General features: G+C 56.2%; 18 protein-coding genes. 7 read left to right on the top strand and 11 right to left on the bottom strand.

Features of this window, described 5'->3' with window-relative positions; translation table 11 throughout:
• Positions 1-56: 56 nt before the first annotated feature.
• On the top strand, positions 57-485 hold the full coding sequence (locus DXH95_RS13715) for a CBS domain-containing protein (protein WP_115550068.1): 429 nt from the start codon (positions 57-59) through the stop codon (positions 483-485).
• Positions 486-554: 69 nt separating this feature from the next.
• Here the strand turns inward: DXH95_RS13715 and DXH95_RS13710 are convergent, their stop codons facing one another.
• The 6 genes from DXH95_RS13710 to DXH95_RS13685 form a co-directional block, all read right to left on the bottom strand.
• Positions 555-1,268 carry a hypothetical protein gene (locus tag DXH95_RS13710; protein WP_115550067.1) on the bottom strand — a complete coding sequence of 238 codons (714 nt, stop codon included), beginning with the start codon at positions 1,266-1,268 and terminating at the stop codon, positions 555-557.
• A gap of 154 nt (positions 1,269-1,422) precedes the next feature.
• Positions 1,423-2,160: a Bax inhibitor-1/YccA family protein gene (locus DXH95_RS13705; protein ID WP_115550066.1), complete on the bottom strand. Its 738-nt coding sequence runs from the start codon at positions 2,158-2,160 to the stop codon at positions 1,423-1,425.
• A 160-nt stretch (positions 2,161-2,320) separates the two neighbouring features.
• Positions 2,321-2,875, bottom strand: a complete 555-nt coding sequence (locus tag DXH95_RS13700; protein WP_115550065.1) for a hypothetical protein — start codon at positions 2,873-2,875, stop codon at positions 2,321-2,323.
• A 329-nt stretch (positions 2,876-3,204) separates the two neighbouring features.
• A complete protein-coding gene (locus DXH95_RS16140) occupies positions 3,205-3,612 on the bottom strand; it encodes a DUF4189 domain-containing protein (protein ID WP_181883686.1) in 408 nt (135 codons plus the stop codon).
• A gap of 514 nt (positions 3,613-4,126) precedes the next feature.
• Positions 4,127-4,357, bottom strand: coding sequence for a hypothetical protein (locus DXH95_RS13690; RefSeq protein ID WP_115550063.1), 231 nt, complete (start codon positions 4,355-4,357; stop codon positions 4,127-4,129).
• Between the two features lie 45 nt (positions 4,358-4,402).
• Entirely contained in the window at positions 4,403-4,864 is a 462-nt protein-coding gene (locus DXH95_RS13685; RefSeq protein ID WP_115550062.1) for a low molecular weight protein-tyrosine-phosphatase, read from the bottom strand.
• Between the two features lie 77 nt (positions 4,865-4,941).
• Here DXH95_RS13685 and DXH95_RS13680 point away from each other — a divergent pair, with 77 nt between their 5' ends.
• The 3 genes from DXH95_RS13680 to DXH95_RS13670 all read left to right on the top strand — a co-directional run bounded on the left by DXH95_RS13680 (position 4,942) and on the right by DXH95_RS13670 (position 8,233).
• A complete protein-coding gene (locus DXH95_RS13680) occupies positions 4,942-6,558 on the top strand; it encodes a spinster family MFS transporter (RefSeq protein ID WP_115550061.1) in 1,617 nt (538 codons plus the stop codon).
• An 80-nt stretch (positions 6,559-6,638) separates the two neighbouring features.
• Positions 6,639-7,793, top strand: a complete 1,155-nt coding sequence (locus tag DXH95_RS13675) for an acyl-CoA dehydrogenase family protein (protein WP_115550060.1) — start codon at positions 6,639-6,641, stop codon at positions 7,791-7,793.
• Complete coding sequence (locus DXH95_RS13670; RefSeq protein WP_115550059.1) at positions 7,793-8,233, top strand: acyl-CoA thioesterase; 441 nt, start codon at positions 7,793-7,795, stop codon at positions 8,231-8,233. Before DXH95_RS13675 ends, DXH95_RS13670 begins: the two co-directional genes overlap by 1 nt.
• Here the strand turns inward: DXH95_RS13670 and DXH95_RS13665 are convergent.
• The 4 genes from DXH95_RS13665 to DXH95_RS13650 all read right to left on the bottom strand — a co-directional run bounded on the left by DXH95_RS13665 (position 8,230) and on the right by DXH95_RS13650 (position 10,915).
• Positions 8,230-9,033 carry a crotonase/enoyl-CoA hydratase family protein gene (locus DXH95_RS13665; protein WP_115550058.1) on the bottom strand — a complete coding sequence of 268 codons (804 nt, stop codon included), beginning with the start codon at positions 9,031-9,033 and terminating at the stop codon, positions 8,230-8,232. The genes DXH95_RS13670 and DXH95_RS13665 overlap by 4 nt on opposite strands.
• Positions 9,030-9,647: a 2-hydroxychromene-2-carboxylate isomerase gene (locus tag DXH95_RS13660; protein WP_115550057.1), complete on the bottom strand. Its 618-nt coding sequence runs from the start codon at positions 9,645-9,647 to the stop codon at positions 9,030-9,032. Before DXH95_RS13660 ends, DXH95_RS13665 begins: the two co-directional genes overlap by 4 nt.
• Positions 9,644-10,114 (bottom strand): acyl-CoA thioesterase, encoded by a 471-nt coding sequence (locus DXH95_RS13655; protein ID WP_115550056.1) that lies wholly within the window; start codon positions 10,112-10,114, stop codon positions 9,644-9,646. The genes DXH95_RS13660 and DXH95_RS13655 overlap by 4 nt, the downstream gene beginning before the upstream one ends.
• Before the next feature lie 246 nt (positions 10,115-10,360).
• Entirely contained in the window at positions 10,361-10,915 is a 555-nt protein-coding gene (locus DXH95_RS13650) for a hypothetical protein (RefSeq protein ID WP_115550055.1), read from the bottom strand.
• A gap of 146 nt (positions 10,916-11,061) precedes the next feature.
• On the opposite strand from DXH95_RS13650, the gene DXH95_RS13645 reads away from it, so the two are divergent.
• Positions 11,062-12,654, top strand: coding sequence for an amidase (locus DXH95_RS13645; protein ID WP_115550054.1), 1,593 nt, complete (start codon positions 11,062-11,064; stop codon positions 12,652-12,654).
• Between the two features lie 86 nt (positions 12,655-12,740).
• Here the strand turns inward: DXH95_RS13645 and DXH95_RS13640 are convergent, their stop codons facing one another.
• Positions 12,741-13,952: an LL-diaminopimelate aminotransferase gene (locus tag DXH95_RS13640; protein WP_115550053.1), complete on the bottom strand. Its 1,212-nt coding sequence runs from the start codon at positions 13,950-13,952 to the stop codon at positions 12,741-12,743.
• 142 nt (positions 13,953-14,094) lie between these two features.
• Here DXH95_RS13640 and DXH95_RS13635 point away from each other — a divergent pair, with 142 nt between their 5' ends.
• Both DXH95_RS13635 and DXH95_RS13630 read left to right on the top strand, forming a co-directional pair.
• A complete protein-coding gene (locus DXH95_RS13635) occupies positions 14,095-15,222 on the top strand; it encodes an Acg family FMN-binding oxidoreductase (RefSeq protein WP_181883685.1) in 1,128 nt (375 codons plus the stop codon).
• Positions 15,219-15,674 (top strand): MarR family winged helix-turn-helix transcriptional regulator, encoded by a 456-nt coding sequence (locus DXH95_RS13630; RefSeq protein WP_181883684.1) that lies wholly within the window; start codon positions 15,219-15,221, stop codon positions 15,672-15,674. Before DXH95_RS13635 ends, DXH95_RS13630 begins: the two co-directional genes overlap by 4 nt.
• Positions 15,675-15,705: the final 31 nt, after the last annotated feature.

Below are 15,705 nucleotides of genomic sequence, written 5' to 3'. Positions count from 1 at the left end.
CCAAAGCGCGTCTATGCTATCACTATCGAGAGAGCAAGATTATTGGGAGGAAAGCGATGACTATTGCGACTATACTGCAAAGCCGCACAGGCGCGGTTTTCACAGCATCGGCGGACGAATTGGTTGAACAGGTTACCGCGCGACTCGCAGAGCAACGCATCGGTGCCCTACCGGTCGTTGATGGTCAGCGGGTTATCGGGATATTTTCCGAACGCGATGTCATTTACGGTCTGGCGCTGCATGGATCGGGAATGTTGCAGAAAAAAGTATCCGAAGTCATGACGGCACCTGCGATTACTGTAACCGCCGACACTCCAGTCCTTTCGGCACTGTCACTCATGTCGCGACGCCGCATTCGGCACTTGCCGGTTGTTGATGATGGCCGCATTTCCGGATTTGTGTCGATCGGCGATCTGGTCAAATATCGCATCGAAAAGATCGAAGCTGAAGCATCGGCAATGCGCGATTATATCCAGATGGCCTGACGGGTCGCTGCATAATTCCAAAAACAAATGGCAAAGCGTACCAAGCAGGTGGCGCAGATCAGACCACGCCTATTTGGTAGAAATAGCCGTCGGAGCCGGGGAAGTCGTCGCCATAGTTGCCGTCGATTTCGGGCCGTAACGCGCATTCCAATCCGCCAGATCGCGCTCATATTGCACGAAGGCGTTGTAGAAATTGATAAACACGGCATCGAGGTCGTTCAACGCACCGAACGAATATTCGGGCAGTGTATTGCTCGGTATCGTGAGCAGCTCACGCGACTTCTGCAATGACTTGTCACAGAATTCCGCACGTACTGGCGGCAGCGCGAAATAGTTATAGAGATCGGTGGTGCGCGTATCGCGGACGCGCAACGCATTCTGTCCCGGAAACCGCTTCACAAACTCTGCATCGACCGCCTTGTTGGTCTGCGCCAATCGGCTTTTGTGGATTTGCAGAAAACGGTTATAGTTCTGGGCGATTTCGCCCCACACGGGGCCTTGGCAGTTAAGCGCGGCAACATTAATGCCCGAACGCAAATGCCAGATATATTCCTCACGCGACAGGTTGCGGTTGGGGGTGATACGGACACCATCTGCGCCAAAGGGTGGAATTTTCATCGTTACGGCAGCACCACCTGGCGGCAGCGGCATAGATGGCGTCGGCGGCGGGGCGACAACAACCGGGGGCGGAACAGGAATGGGCTTAGGTGCGGCCTTGGGGCCACAGGCCGCCAGCGCGCCAATCAGGAAAACACTGCCTAACCCTTTACCCACTGTCCACATTGTAACGTCTCGCTCCCGAATAGCTGCTTTTTGCGCTTTAAACCTGTCAACACGATTAACGGACGAAAATAAAGTACGCATCGGTGAACCGACAAAGAAAATGGCCCGACGGAATCCGCCGGGCCATCTTCTAGATTATATGAACTTAATGCAATTAGTCGCGGTTGCCTAGGAAGCTCAGCAGGAACTGGAACATGTTCACAAAGTCGAGATACAGGTTCAGCGCACCCATGATCGCGATCTTGCCGAGTGCCTCATGGCCAGCGAAGTAGAAATATTCGCTTTTGATACGCTGCGTATCATAAGCCGTCAGCCCTGCGAAGATCAACACGCCGAGGAAGCTGATCACCCAGCCCATCGTGCTCGATCCCAGGAAGATGTTGACGATCGACGCGAGCAACAGACCGACCACACCCATAATCAGGAAGCTGCCCCAACCGGTCAGATCCTTTTTGGTGGTGTAGCCCCATAGGCTGAGCGAAGCGAAGGCCGCTGCCGTCACGAAGAAAGTGCGCGCGATCGATTCCCCGGAATAAACAAGGAAAATCGTCGACATCGACAGGCCCATGACCGTTGCGAACGCCCAGAACATGGCCTGCAGCGCTCCGGTCGAAAGCTTGTTCATGCCAAAGCTCATCACCATGATGAAGGCGAGCGGTGACAGGATGATCAGCCAGCGCAGCGGTGTTGCCATCACTTGAGCGGCCATACCGCTATTGGCGAACAGCATCGCGACGATGCCAGTGAGCAAAACGCCCGACGCCATGTAATTGTAAACCTTGAGCATATGGGCGCGTAGCCCGGCGTCGACTGCCGTTGAGGCAATCGGCTTGCCATCAATGGTAACGCCCGCGCCGGTTTGCGTTACCCGCGGATCAGACCATTCAGCCATTTCAAACGTCTCCTCAAAAGGGCGGCACCATAGCCGCCTAAGCTCGTAATATTGGATGAAATCGTTCCAATTTCAAGTGAAACCGGACTCGGGCTGGCCTGTTTGCAGTATCCGCCAAGGAGACCGGCGGTGAGCCGCATCCCCGCGAGTGACAAAAGCTTCAAGCAAAAAATGCTGCCCACACAAATACCAAACTGCCGAACAGCGAACTTATAATCGTCGGTTTGCGATATGCAGGGCTCAGCAGGCCGATGAAAAGGCCACCAAGCACAACGAAAAACAGGGTCAAACCTGCAACCCATCCCAGTGTCTTGTAGATGCGCGGACCATGGCCTTTATGGATTTCCATCAAAGCGTTGATCGTATCAGGCTCGACATATTTGGCCGTAAGCTGGCCGTCCTTTTCTTCAAAAGCGACGTGAGGGCGCGATGTTGGACGCGTCGTGAAGCTGTTTCCCCGTGCCCGGATATATTCAAAATCGACATTCACTTTCTGCGCTTTCAGGAAAGTGCGGACATCGTCTTCGAATTGCGGACTTTTGGCATCAAAACTGGTTCCGGCAGGGACGGTCAAAGGCGTTTCCTGGGTACCACCTTCGACGCCGGCCATTTTCAGTCCGCCCGTGATTGCAACCAAGAGGAAAAACGGCGCAAGCAAAGCAGCTCCATAGAGGTGGAGTTTCACCAAAAGGTTCCGAAGTTTCGATTTGTTCACACAAAAATCCTTTCGCCGCACGCCTTGTGCCAAGGTAGCTTTAGGATCCGAATGCCATAAACAACAACGGGATACTATCGAGGATGGTAGCTCTGACTTGGAATTATGTGTTGCATGAACACCTCCCTAATTCGGTACCAATACCAGCCCAATTGGTCCGCGACCGCATCAATCCATCGCTATACAAACCGGCTGTCCGCAGCTTCATCTTATCGCAGATAGGTCACTACCTGCGTGTAGTGTTCAGACAATTGATCGGCGATAATCCAAATTGTCACCAAAACTAGTGGCCGCCGCTATTCCACAATCCGCAATGGGCAGTGCAACGATCACTTCACCTGTGAGCGGCGGCGCACGGTGGCTTCGGTCGGGTAATATGTAGTTGAAAAATCAATTCCCGTATTGTCGGATTCTGGTGTTGTTCCGAAAAAATCCAGCGGATTGCATTTGTAGCCTCTACTCTTGCACTTTTCCTTCAAGTTTTGCCTGGCCTTCTTCAGGCTCGTGCCAACGCCAAGCTCAACCAATTGTGGCCCGGCAGATTGATCCATCTGATACCCAAGCACCACAAAGGAATTTGCACCTGACCCGACGATCTTGCATCCAATGCCCATAACTGCGTTGCAGGCCGCAAGAACGCGCTCCTCTGCATTTTGCAGTGAAATCTGATTTTTCCAGATTGCCCAAGGATCGTTAGCGCCGGGATGGAAGGCGACTGCAAAATAGGTATCGACCAAGCGAAGCGGGCTTGGAAATCGCGGGGCATCGGCTGCAGCGCCTCCCGAAGTCGGCTGAGTCGGCCCGCGTTGTTCACAAAGCGGAACCCCGTTATCTTCCCCGACTTGCACTTCGCCAGGTGCCCATGTGCACGGGAATGCGGCGTTCGCCGATTCCGGAAACACGATTGACGCAAAAAATGACGCGATGATAACTAGAAGATAGCGTTGAAGTCGCACCCACAAACCCTTTCCCATATTCGGCGAATATCTGCACAGCCGAATAACCCAGTAAGCCCAAGTTGTTGAATCTATGGCGAAGCATCAAAACAACAACGCAAAATGTGCACTAGCTCATGAAGAGCCTGTAAACCCTCCAGATCATGCCATTTCTTTTTCGAGGCTTCAGTCCATCAAGCTAACATTTAATGCTGCGTGCATACTCACCGAAGGCCTTAGCTCTTGTCGTTTCCACCGCTGGCCAATTTTCACTTTTCGAGTATTTTTCAGCTGACTCAACCAATTCTGATAAATATTAGTGCCGAAAATACCCTATTTCTTGTCGAAATACGCTCTCAAGATTTTCATATACCGAAATATACGCAGCCTCCCTGCAAATGACTTCCACAATATCAAAACCCTCATAATCGTTTATCATTATTTCAAAGCACGAACGACGCATTTCTTCTTCACTTTCATATGAAAGAAGTACCAATTTTTCAATTTCTTGGAATATTTTTTCAATCAAGTAAGCAGAGTCGCGCATGCTAGAGCCTTCTAGAATAGCGGTGTGTCTCAGAACGCACTCACATCAGACCAACTTCCCTGCCAATCTCCGCGTCGCAGCTTCAACCTCCCGCCAGCAGGCCTCAAAGTCTGCAAGATTGCCATAATACGGGTCGGCAACGGCCCGGCCTTCGTTTCCCGGCAGGTGATCGAGCAGAAGCGACAGCTGCGCTTTTGGCTGCCGCGGCGACAAATCAGTCAGGTTGCGGAAATTGCTATGATCCATTGCAATCACATGATCGAAGCGATGGAAATCGTCGTGCGAAACCTGTCGCGCCCGTAATCCGGAAATATCGATCCCGCCCAGCCGCAATGCCACCTCTTGCGCTCTTGGGTCGGGTGGATGGCCGACATGCCAGTCGCCAGTCCCAGCGGAATCGGCATGGAGGTCGAGCCCCAACCGGTTAGCATGATAACGCAAGGCCGCCTCTGCCAGCGGCGAACGGCAGATATTGCCCAGGCACACCATCAACACCGAAACAGCCATGCAAAATCCTTTACCCGCTTGCGATTTGCAAATCCTCTGCTAGCCCAAAGCCCGACCGAGAGACAAGCAAGAGGAGAATGACGTTGAGCGCAGCAGGCGATGCAGAGTCGATCGAAAACGCCAGCGCCCAGGAGGGAAAGTCAGCGACGGGTTATAGCTGGTATGTCCTCACCGTCCTTGTCATCGTCTATATCCTCAACTTCATCGACCGGCAGATCGTCAGCATCCTCGCCGTTGATATCAAGGCCGATCTGGGCCTGACCGATTCCGATATGGGCTTTCTGGGCGGGGCCGCCTTTGCGGTCTTCTACGCGCTGTTTGGCATTCCGCTTGGTCGCTTGGCCGACAATTGGAATCGGGTGAAATTGCTCTCGATCGGGCTGGCTCTATGGTCGCTGATGACGGCTTTATCGGGATTTGCACGCAATCAGGTTGAACTAACGCTGGCGCGCATGGGCGTCGGTGTCGGTGAAGCAACCGCGAGCCCCACTGCGTACTCACTGATTTCAGATTATTTCCCCAAGCGCCAACGCGCCACCGCGCTCGCCATCTATTCGTCGGGTCTGTATCTGGGCGGCGGCGTTTCGCTGTTCATTGGTGCCCTGATCGTCAAGGCTTGGAACGATGCCTATCCCGTCGATGCCCCGATGGGGCTGGTTGGATGGCAAGCAGCCTTTCTGGCGGTCGGCATTCCAGGCGTGCTGCTTGCACTTTGGGTTGCCAGTCTGCGCGAGCCGGTCCGCGGCGCGATGGATGGCGTTGCGACCGCAAGCTCGCCTACGCCCTTCCGCGCCTTCGTCAGCGATCTGTCGATGATCGTCCCGCCTTTCACAATCTGGGGTGCATGGCAGCGCGGCCCCGCCGCTTTCCTGATCAACATTGCAACGGGCAGCGCGATTGCCGCTTTTGCCTGGTGGATGATCAAGTTGACCGGCAATTTGCCACAATGGTCGGCGGTCGGCTTTGGCTATTATGCGGTGTTCTCATGGGCCTCGGCGCTGCGCGCGCGTGACCCGGCGACATTCAAGCTGATCTGGGGTACGCCCGCCTTTATCTGTACCACGCTGGGTTATGGCCTTGTCTCGCTGGCGGCTTATGCGTTGAGCTTCTGGTCAGCGCCCTATGCCGAAATCGTTCTGAAGCTGCCCAAGGCGGAACTGGCTTTCATCCTGGGCGCCAATGGCGCATTGAGCGGTTTCCTGGGCGTCATCATCGGCGGCCGGATGGCCGATGCGTTGCGGATGAGAAATCCCGCAGGCCGGATATTGATGATCATCTTGGGCGTGGTTGGCCCGATCATCCCGATCTGGATCGGCTATACCACTGAAAATTCGACGCTGTTCTACACGATGAATTTTGTTGCCGGCATGCTGGGTGCTACCGCGCTGGGTGCCGCCGCAGCAACCACGCAGGATCTGGTTTTGCCCCGTATGCGTGGCACAGCGACGGCTGCCTTCTTCCTTGGCACGACTTTGGTTGGCCTGTCCTTTGGCCCCTATATGGTCGGGCAAATTTCCGACCTTGCGGGTACAATGGTCGACGGCAAACTGGTTGGCGACCTGCGCGTTGGCATATTGTCGCTTATCGCCGTAGCCCCGATCGCGCTCGGATTGCTGATTGCGGCCTACCGCATGGTTCCCTCAGCAGAGCGCACCTTGGTCGCTCGGGCGCGCGAAGCGGGTGAGCCAGTTTAATCATGCAGTTAAATTCTCGCTTGACGCTTGCGTAAACTTGCTGTTTCTGGCGGCCAGAACATCCTCAGGAGACTCACGCCATGTCGCTCGATGCATTGCACCGCACCGCCTATAACGAAGACCATGAAGCCTTCCGCTCGACGGTCCGCCAGTTTGTCGCAAAAGAGATCGAGCCCAATGCGGATAAGTGGGACGCCGAAGGCCTCGTTCCGCGCGAAGTCTGGCCCAAGGCAGGTGAGCTGGGCCTACTCTGCCCGACCGTCCCCGAAGAATTTGGCGGCCTCGGCCTCGATTTTGGCTACAACGCCATCATCAATGAAGAATTCGGTTATAACACCGATGTCGCAACCGGTTTCTCGCTCCAAACCGATATCGTTGCAAATTACATCATCCAATATGGCTCCGAAGAACAGAAGAAGCAGTGGCTTCCCAAGATGGTTTCGGGTGAAGTGATCACCGCCATCGCGATGACCGAACCCGGAACGGGTTCCGACCTTCAGGGTATGCGCACCACGGCGAAGAAAGACGGTAATCATTATGTCGTCAATGGTGCCAAGACCTATATCACCAATGGCCAGAATGCCGACCTGATCCTCGTATGCTGCAAGACCGATCCGGATGCGAACCCCGCCTATAAGGGCGTATCGATCGTTCTCGTCGAAGCCGATCGTGAAGGTTTCAAACGCGGCCGCAATCTCGATAAGGTCGGCCTCGACGCTGCCGACACTTCGGAACTGTTTTTCGAAGATGTCCGCGTTCCGATCACCAACTGCCTCGGTCAGGAAGGCATGGGCTTCATCTATCTGATGAGCGAATTGCCGCAGGAACGGCTTTCGATTGCGATCGGCGCGCAGACCGGCGCGCAGCGCAGTTTCGACCAGACGGTCGAGTTTGTCCGCGAACGCAAGGCATTTGGCAAACCGATCCTCGATTTCCAGAACACCCGTTTCGTACTGGCAGACCTCAAGACCAAGCTGCAAGTCGGCTGGGCGCATATCGACTGGGCGCTCGCCCGCCACATGAAAAAGGAACTGACTCCGGAAGAAGCTTCGGCGGCTAAGCTGTGGCACACCGAGCTGCAGGGTGAAGTCGTCGACAAGTGCCTCCAGTTGCACGGCGGTGCTGGCTTTATGAATGAATATCCAATCGCCAAGCAGTTCCGCGGCGCACGCGTGACCCGCATTTTTGGTGGCACCAGCGAGATCATGAAAGAACTGATCGGACGCAAGCTCTAATGGCGAAACCCGAAGGGTGGCGGCTGAACCTGGCCGCTTACCCCATCATCCTCGAAAGCGACACACGCTTTCAGGACATGGACATCAACGGGCACCTCAACAATGTCGCCTTCGCGTCGTTGTTCGAGAATGCCCGTGTCCAGCTGCACCGCAAAGCGCGGCCATGGTCTGATCGCCCCGAAAACGAACGCACGATGGTCGCCTCGGTCGAAATCAACTATCTGCGCGAGGGTAACTTTCCTGCGCCAGTAACCATCGGCTCAGGCATCGGTCGCATCGGTAATTCAAGCTGGGTTGTAGTGCAGGCAATGTTCCAGAAAGGTCAATGCATTGGTACCTGCGACAGCGTGATCGTCTGCCGTACCGATAATGAGGCCAAGCCACTGCGCGCCGAGGTGGTCGCGGAGTTAGAAGAGATGATGGCGAAACCTGCAGCTTAGTCCGCGAAATTCGGTTTCCGCTTCTGCATTTCAGACACCACGGCTTCCATCTGGTTAGGCGTGCGAATAACCTTCAACTGCTCGTCGCTTTCCATCTGCAGCAACACCGCATCGCTTGATGTCGCCAGCGCGTTGCACATGCGCTTGGCACCGCGAATGGCGTGCGGGTTCTTGTTTGCGATTACCCGCGCCAGTTCCATCGCCTTGGCGTGCGGATCGTCGGAGACATGGGTAGCAAAGCCCATTTCCTTGGCCTCGACACCGTTGAATTCGCGGTTGGTGTAGATCATTTCACGCAGCACATCGTCGGCAACCTGCGTGCGCCATAGCGGCATGCCGCCGACATCGGGGACGAGGCCCCATTTCATCTCCATGATCGCAATGCGCGTGTCGGGATGAACGATACGGATGTCGGCACCCGCCATAATCTGGCTGCCCGCGCCAAAGGCAACGCCATGCACAGCCGCAATCACCGGTACCGGCAACTCACGCCAGCCATAAGCAGCATATTGCGCATTGTTCGAAATGCCCTTGGTGCGATCGGCTAGCGACCCACCCGCACTGCTAGCACCCGGATCACGTTCGCTTTGCAGGCTGGCAAGATCAAGACCGGCACAAAATGCGCGGCCTTCGCCGGACAGCACAACGACGCGCAGGCCGGGGGTTACCTTCAACTGGTCAATCGCCTCAACCAGCGCATTCCATTGCGCGCCGTCGAGTGCGTTCATCTTGTCGACGCGGGTCATGCGGACGTCGGCGATGCCGTCTTCAAGCATGGTGATTGAAATACGGTCGTTCATTGCTTCTCTCTCCCAAGCGCCGCCTCAACCAAGGGCAGCTGATCATTGCCAAAATACATGTCGGTGCCGTCGACAAAGATCGAGGGCGATCCATAGCCGCCGCGCGCTATCACCTCTTCGGTGTTGGTGCGCAGACGTGCTTTCACGTCATCGCTTTGGGCAGCCGCCTTCAGCACCGCGCCATCAAGGCCAATGCTGTCAGCGACCGAAGCCAAAACATCTGCGTCGTCCAGATTTTCCTGAGCGCCAAAATAGCTTTCGAACGCAGCCTTTGAAAATCGGCGGAGCGCATCCTGATTCTCTTCCAGCGTACAGGCAAAGCGCATCGCATTCACACTCTTGGCTGGATGCCATTTGGACGGGAAGTTCATCTCCACCCTGGCCAGCGCGGCCCAATCGAGCAAAACCTTCCAGCTATGTTTGAGCTTGCGATTGTCAGTCATCTCGCGCGCGGCATAGACTGATTGGTTCACCGCGTTGAATACTCCGCCGACGAGGATCGGACGCAGCACCGCCTGTTCACCGGTCCGCTCGAGCATCGGCCACAAATTGGTGAAGGCCAGATAAGTCCAGGGGCTGGAAAGGTCGTAGAAAAACTCGACGCGCGCGCTCATTCAGCGGGTACCTCCTCCAGCAACGGCGCATTTTCCGCCTTCGCATCGAACTTCAGGAACACATCCTTGATCCATTCGGGGAATGGCATCGGCCGGTGGCTTTCCAGATCGACGAAAACGCTGACCAGTTCCACCTCGGCACGCAGATCGTCGGAACCATCCTCGGTTGCTCCGTGGATTTCGACGATTTTGGTGATGCTGCTGCGTCCCATCTTGGTGGTGCGGCACATCACTTCTATCAACTCATCAGGGAAGATCGGCGCATTCCATAGCACGGTGGCCTTCTTCACGTGGAACTCGAGAGGTTCGTCTGGATTCACCAGTCGCAATCCACAGGCGCGCCAATATTCGGTCACGGCGACATCGGCATAATCGAGATAGCGCGCGTTGAAGACAACACCCTGTGCGTCGGTCTCTGCCCAGCGGACACGTAAGGGGTAGCGGAATGCAAAATCTTTTTTCGACATGCTATTTCGATGGCAAATTGAAACGCGTTAAGCAAGCGGTGGATGGCGAGGTGTTTGGAATGGCGCGGAAGTTGACAAAGCTGACGCTATGTCGCGCAAGATTGTTGCGCCGACTTCATTAAAATGAAACCGTAGTGCTGAGCCTGTCGAAGCACGCCTCGAAGACCAGCGTAAGGCTGAGAAGCGCCCTTCGACATGCTCAGGGCTTCGGTGTTTTATAGCACGGAACAAGTTAGACACCTCCCTTCATCCCTCCCTTTCCTGCTGCCGTAACGCGCGGCGCACATCAATTTTGCGGAACAGCCAGTCATAGGCCGCTTCCAACAGAACACTGATCCGCATCGCGAGCAATCGCGCAGCCCCATCTTCGGCGCGTTCGAATCTTTGCCGGTCAAGCCATTTGCCAAAGCGCAGCGGATCATAATAGCGCAGCATGAACATCGTCAGCCGCTCATCATAATGGCGGCGTTCGCCCACCTGCTCGCCCTTGTAATAGATGGGGATGGCGACGCCGTGGATCGCGCGCGAAAAGGCGGCGTCGGCCATACGCTTGACGCCATGTTCGAGTGCAGCTTCCCAAGCCTCCCGAAATGGCCCCGCCTCTGGCCGAGCGCGCAAATCATAGGCCGACTGCCGCGACCTGCCGACGCGGCGACAGGCTTCTTCGACACAGCCGCTACCAGCCAACGCCTCGATAAACTCGACCTGCTTCCTCGGCGTCCAGCCATCATGGCGCAGACGACCGGGTACTGGGTGGAAGGATAGGATTTGGGAAGGGGAGGATGATTCTGGTTGTTCCATGATCTGGGTTGGAACAGAAAATGAACATGTAGGACAGCGATTTGATAGACAGGTCTGCGTTTTTTGCGCATCGTATCCGATTTGTTTTTGGCGGCGCAGTTACAATGATAGATTGAATGCCGTTGCGCCGATGCTAGGCTGTGGGGATGAAGAAAGCTCTCATCCTAACTGTAGCGATTACCATAGGCTCGGCGGTCGAAGCACGGTCACCTTTACGTGTAGATCCTCTGCCACCACTCTACAGTTCAGACGTCGAACAATTGTTATTTGAGCAAATGAATCAAATTTCATCTGCCGAGGACATCGTTCGTCGCTATCTCAATCGCATATCCGAGATCGACGATAACGGGCCGCATCTGAATGCGGTGATCGCAACTTTTCCAGATGTCATCGACCAAGCGCGCAAGCTCGATGAGGAGCGCAAAGCGGGCAAGGTGCGCGGACCGTTGCATGGCATTCCGGTGCTGGTGAAAGACAATATCGAGGTGGCGGGGCCAGTTCCGACCACCGCCGGATCGCTGGCGCTCAAAGACAATATCACCCATCGCGATGCGCCGATGATTGCACGGCTCCGCAAAGCTGGGGCCATCATCCTCGGCAAAACCAATCTCAGCGAATGGGCCAATATCCGCTCGGGCGGCTCGACCAGTGGCTGGAGCGCGGTGGGAGGCCTTACGCGCAACCCCTATGTGCTTGATCGCAATACTTGCGGCTCGTCAGCGGGCAGTGGTGCAGCAGCAACTGCGAACCTTGCGCCGCTGACCATTGGCACTGAAACGGACGGATCGATCGTCTGCCCGTCTTCGGTCAACGGAATTGTCGGCTTCAAACCCACACTCGGCCTTGTCAGCCGCAGCCTGATCGTGCCGATTTCGCATAGCCAGGACACGGCTGGGCCGATGACACGTACGGTACGCGATGCGGCGCTGCTGTTGACCGCTATGGCTGGGAGTGATCCGACCGATCCTGCAACGGCAGAGGCGGATCAACGTAAGAAAGACTATGCCGCAAATCTCAACGCCCATGCACTCAAAGGCATGCGCCTCGGCGTCGCGCGCGATCGCATTGGCGACAATCCAGCCATCAAGGCACGCTTTGACTCAGCGCTCGATGTGATGCGCAACCAGGGTGCAGAAATTGTCGATATCGCGGACAGCCGAAAGGGTTTCGACGGGCTGGGCGAAGCCGAGTTCGAGGTGCTGATGTTCGAACTCAAAGCCGACCTCAACGCCTATCTGGCTTCTACGCCGCCTACAGTAAAAATGCGCACGCTCGAACAGGTCATCGCCTTCAACAAGGCCGAGCCAGCCGAATTGCGCTGGTTCGGGCAGGAAACATTCGAGCTCGCCCAATCGAAAAATGGCCTCGACGATCCTGCCTATAAGGAAGCGCTCGCCAAGTCGAAGCGGATGGCAGGGACGGAAGGCATTGATCGATTGCTGCGCGAAAACAAGGTCGACCTGCTGGTATCACCGACCACAGGGGTGGCATGGAAGACCGACCTTGTGAATGGCGACCAATATTCCGGACCAAGCGCGAGCGCGCTGCCCGCCATTGCCGGATACCCTCATTTGACGGTTCCTATGGGCCTGATCGAAGGTTTGCCACTAGGTATTAGCTTTGTCGGGACGGCGTGGGATGACGAGCGCGTGCTGCAAGCAGGCTATGCCTATGAACAGGCTTCGAAGGCACGGGTGGAACCGGCCTTCAAGCCCAGTATCGAGGCGGCGTTGCCGTAGACTAGTCACCGTAGTGCTGAGCCTGTCGAAGCACGCCTCGCAGAAAAGCGCCCTTCGACAAGCTCAGGGCTGCGGTTCTGCTTTTGTTAAATCGCCTTCGCCTGCGTCGGTGTATTCACGCCCATCGACTGCAGATAGCGTTTGATGTTGCGCGCGGCCTGCCGCAGGCGATGCTCATTTTCGACCATCGCGATGCGGACAAAGCCTTCGCCGTCCTCGCCATAACCCACGCCCGGGGCGACCGCGACCTTGGCCTCGGTCAGCAATTGCTTTGAAAATTCGAGGCTGCCCAAATGCGCGAGCGCGGGCGGAAGTGGAGCCCAAGCGAACATTGACGCCCGCGGTGCCGGAATTTCCCAACCGGCACGGCCAAAGGCCTCGACCAGAACGTCGCGACGCTTGTGGTACAGTTCGCGGTTCTTCTCGACGATATCCTGCGGGCCATTGAGCGCCGCGCAGGCCGCTGCCTGGATCGGGGTGAAGGCACCATAATCGAGATAGCTTTTCACCCGCGTCATCGCCGCGATAAGCTGCTTGTTGCCAACGGCAAAGCCGATGCGCCAACCAGCCATCGAATAGGTTTTCGACAGCGAGGTGAATTCAATGGCGACGTCCTTCGCGCCCTTGACCTGCAGGATAGACACCGTCGGGTTGCCGTCGAAATAGAGCTCGGAATAGGCAAGGTCGGACAAGATCCAGACCTTGTTTTCCTTTGCCCAGGCAACCAGCCGTTCGTAGAAAGCAAGATCGACCGTTTCGGCGGTCGGATTCGACGGATAGTTGACCACCAGGATCGACGGACGCGGCACGGTGAAGGCCATGGCGCGGTCGAGCGCGCGGAAATAATTCTCGTCAGGCGAGGTAGGAACCGACCGGATTGTCGCACCGGCAATAATGAATCCAAATGTGTGGATCGGATAGCTGGGATTGGGTGCAAGCACTACATCGCCCGGCGCGGTGATCGCGGTCGCAAGGCTGGCAAGCCCCTCCTTCGACCCCATAGTCACCACCACTTCGGTTTCGGGATCGACATCGACGCCAAAACGGCGGCCATAATAGTTCGCCTGCGCACGGCGGAGACCCGGAATACCCTTTGACGCCGAATAGCCATGCGCATCGGGTTTCTGCGCCACTTCGACCAGCTTGTCGATCACATGCTGGGGCGGAGGCAGGTCGGGATTGCCCATGCCGAGGTCAATAATGTCCTCACCCGCCGCACGGGCGGCCGCTCGCATCGCATTCACTTCAGCGATGACATAGGGCGGCAAGCGCTTCATGCGGTAGAATTCTTCGGACATAACTCCTGTTTCCGGTAAAAATTGTCGGGACGACCTTCATGCGCGAAAGCGCGCGGCGATGCCAGCGAAAGATGACCACAAAAGCTTGTGTTATCGCTTCGATCATTTAGTTAGATATCTAACTTTAAATAGGGAGTCGGATGTGGATCGCAGACAGTTTTTCGCGGCAGGCGCTGCGGGAGCATCCGTTCTCGCCTGCTGGGGTGGCGTCTGGCACGTCACCCGCAAGCCCGAAACGGCCACGAAGCCATGGGCTACTGCGGGGCAATCAAGTGGGGAGATTCGGCTCGATTCCTTTCGCTGGGCCATCCTTGCCCCCAATCCGCACAATCGCCAGCCTTGGCTGATCCGGCTGGTCGATGACAAATCCGCCTTGCTGTATTGCGATCTGAACAAACGACTGCCGCAAACAGACCCCTTCGATCGTCAGACAGTTATTGGGTTTGGCACCTTCATCGAACTTGCACGGATCGCCGCGGCCGAGCTTGGTTATCGGATGGCGATGACGCCCTTTCCCGAGGGGGAGCCGCAACTCCGCCTAGATGAGAGACCTGTTGCCAGGCTCGAATTTTTCGCCGACGCGGCGGTCGAAAAGGACCCGCTGTTCCCGATGATAGCACGGCGTAGATCGAACAAGGCTGTATACGACACCAGTCGCCCGGTGCCGCCCAATGTGCTCTATGCCGTGCGAACTCCGGATGGGGCCAGTAACGACCCTAGCTTGCTCCGCCAAATCCGCGAGATTGCGGTCGCATCGATGTTATTGGAAATGGATCTCGAAAGAACACATCGCGAAAGTGTTGATCTGATGCGGATCGGCAGGGCCGCTATAGACCAAAACCCTGATGGTATCGCGATACAAGGCCCAATGGCGGAAATGCTAGCCACCGCAGGTCTGCTCGACAAAGCAGCATTGGCAGACCCGGCCAGCAGTGCGTTCCAGTCTGGCAAGGCAATAATGATCGAAAGCCACAATTCAGCTTCTGCGATCCTGTGGATCAAAACGCCGGGCAACAGTCGGGCTGATCAGCTTGAAGCAGGACGCCGATATGTCCGTGCCAATCTCGAAGCCACCGCGCGCGGAATTGCGATGCATCCGATGAGCCAGTCATTGCAGGAATATCCCGAAATGGCAGCGCAATATCGGGTCATACATGACACATTGGGTGCAGCGGCAGGGGAGCGGATTCAGATGCTCGCACGGATCGGCTATGCCGAGCCGTCTGGCCCGGCGCCCAGATGGCCGTTGACGAAACATATCATCGCATGACAGGCACTCGCGACGATGCCGAATTGCTGGTTTTCCGCTTCTTCACAGAGGTCGGGATAATCGACCAGCTTGCCACAACCGCGCTCGAACGCATGCTACCCAAGGGTATTACTTCAGCGCAGTTCGCCATCCTGAACCATTTCGTTCGCCTGGATTTAGATGTGCGGTCACCAGCCGAACTTGCCGATGTGATGCAAGTGACCCGGGCGACAATGTCGAGCACATTGAAGCGTATGGAAATGCACGGGCTAATCCGGGTCGAGCAGGATCCCGAAGACGGGAGAGCAAAGCTGGTTCGGCTCTCCCAAAAAGGGCGTGATGTGCGCGAAGCGTGTGTCAGCAAAGCTGGGGCGTTGGCATCGCCGATGCTGAAAACCCACGATCAGGCGCAGCTCATCGAGCTAACCGAAAGTCTGCACGAAATCAGGCAAGCCCTCGAAAGGCTGCGCTAGAGTTTGCTTGGGCAGAGCTGAAACGGTCTGG

The sequence above is a fragment of the Sphingorhabdus pulchriflava genome (genome assembly GCF_003367235.1).
GTDB classification, from domain to species: Bacteria; Pseudomonadota; Alphaproteobacteria; order Sphingomonadales; family Sphingomonadaceae; genus Sphingorhabdus_B; species Sphingorhabdus_B pulchriflava.
Note: the sequence above shows the minus strand (reverse complement) of the source record. Positions and strands in the feature narration are given on the sequence as shown.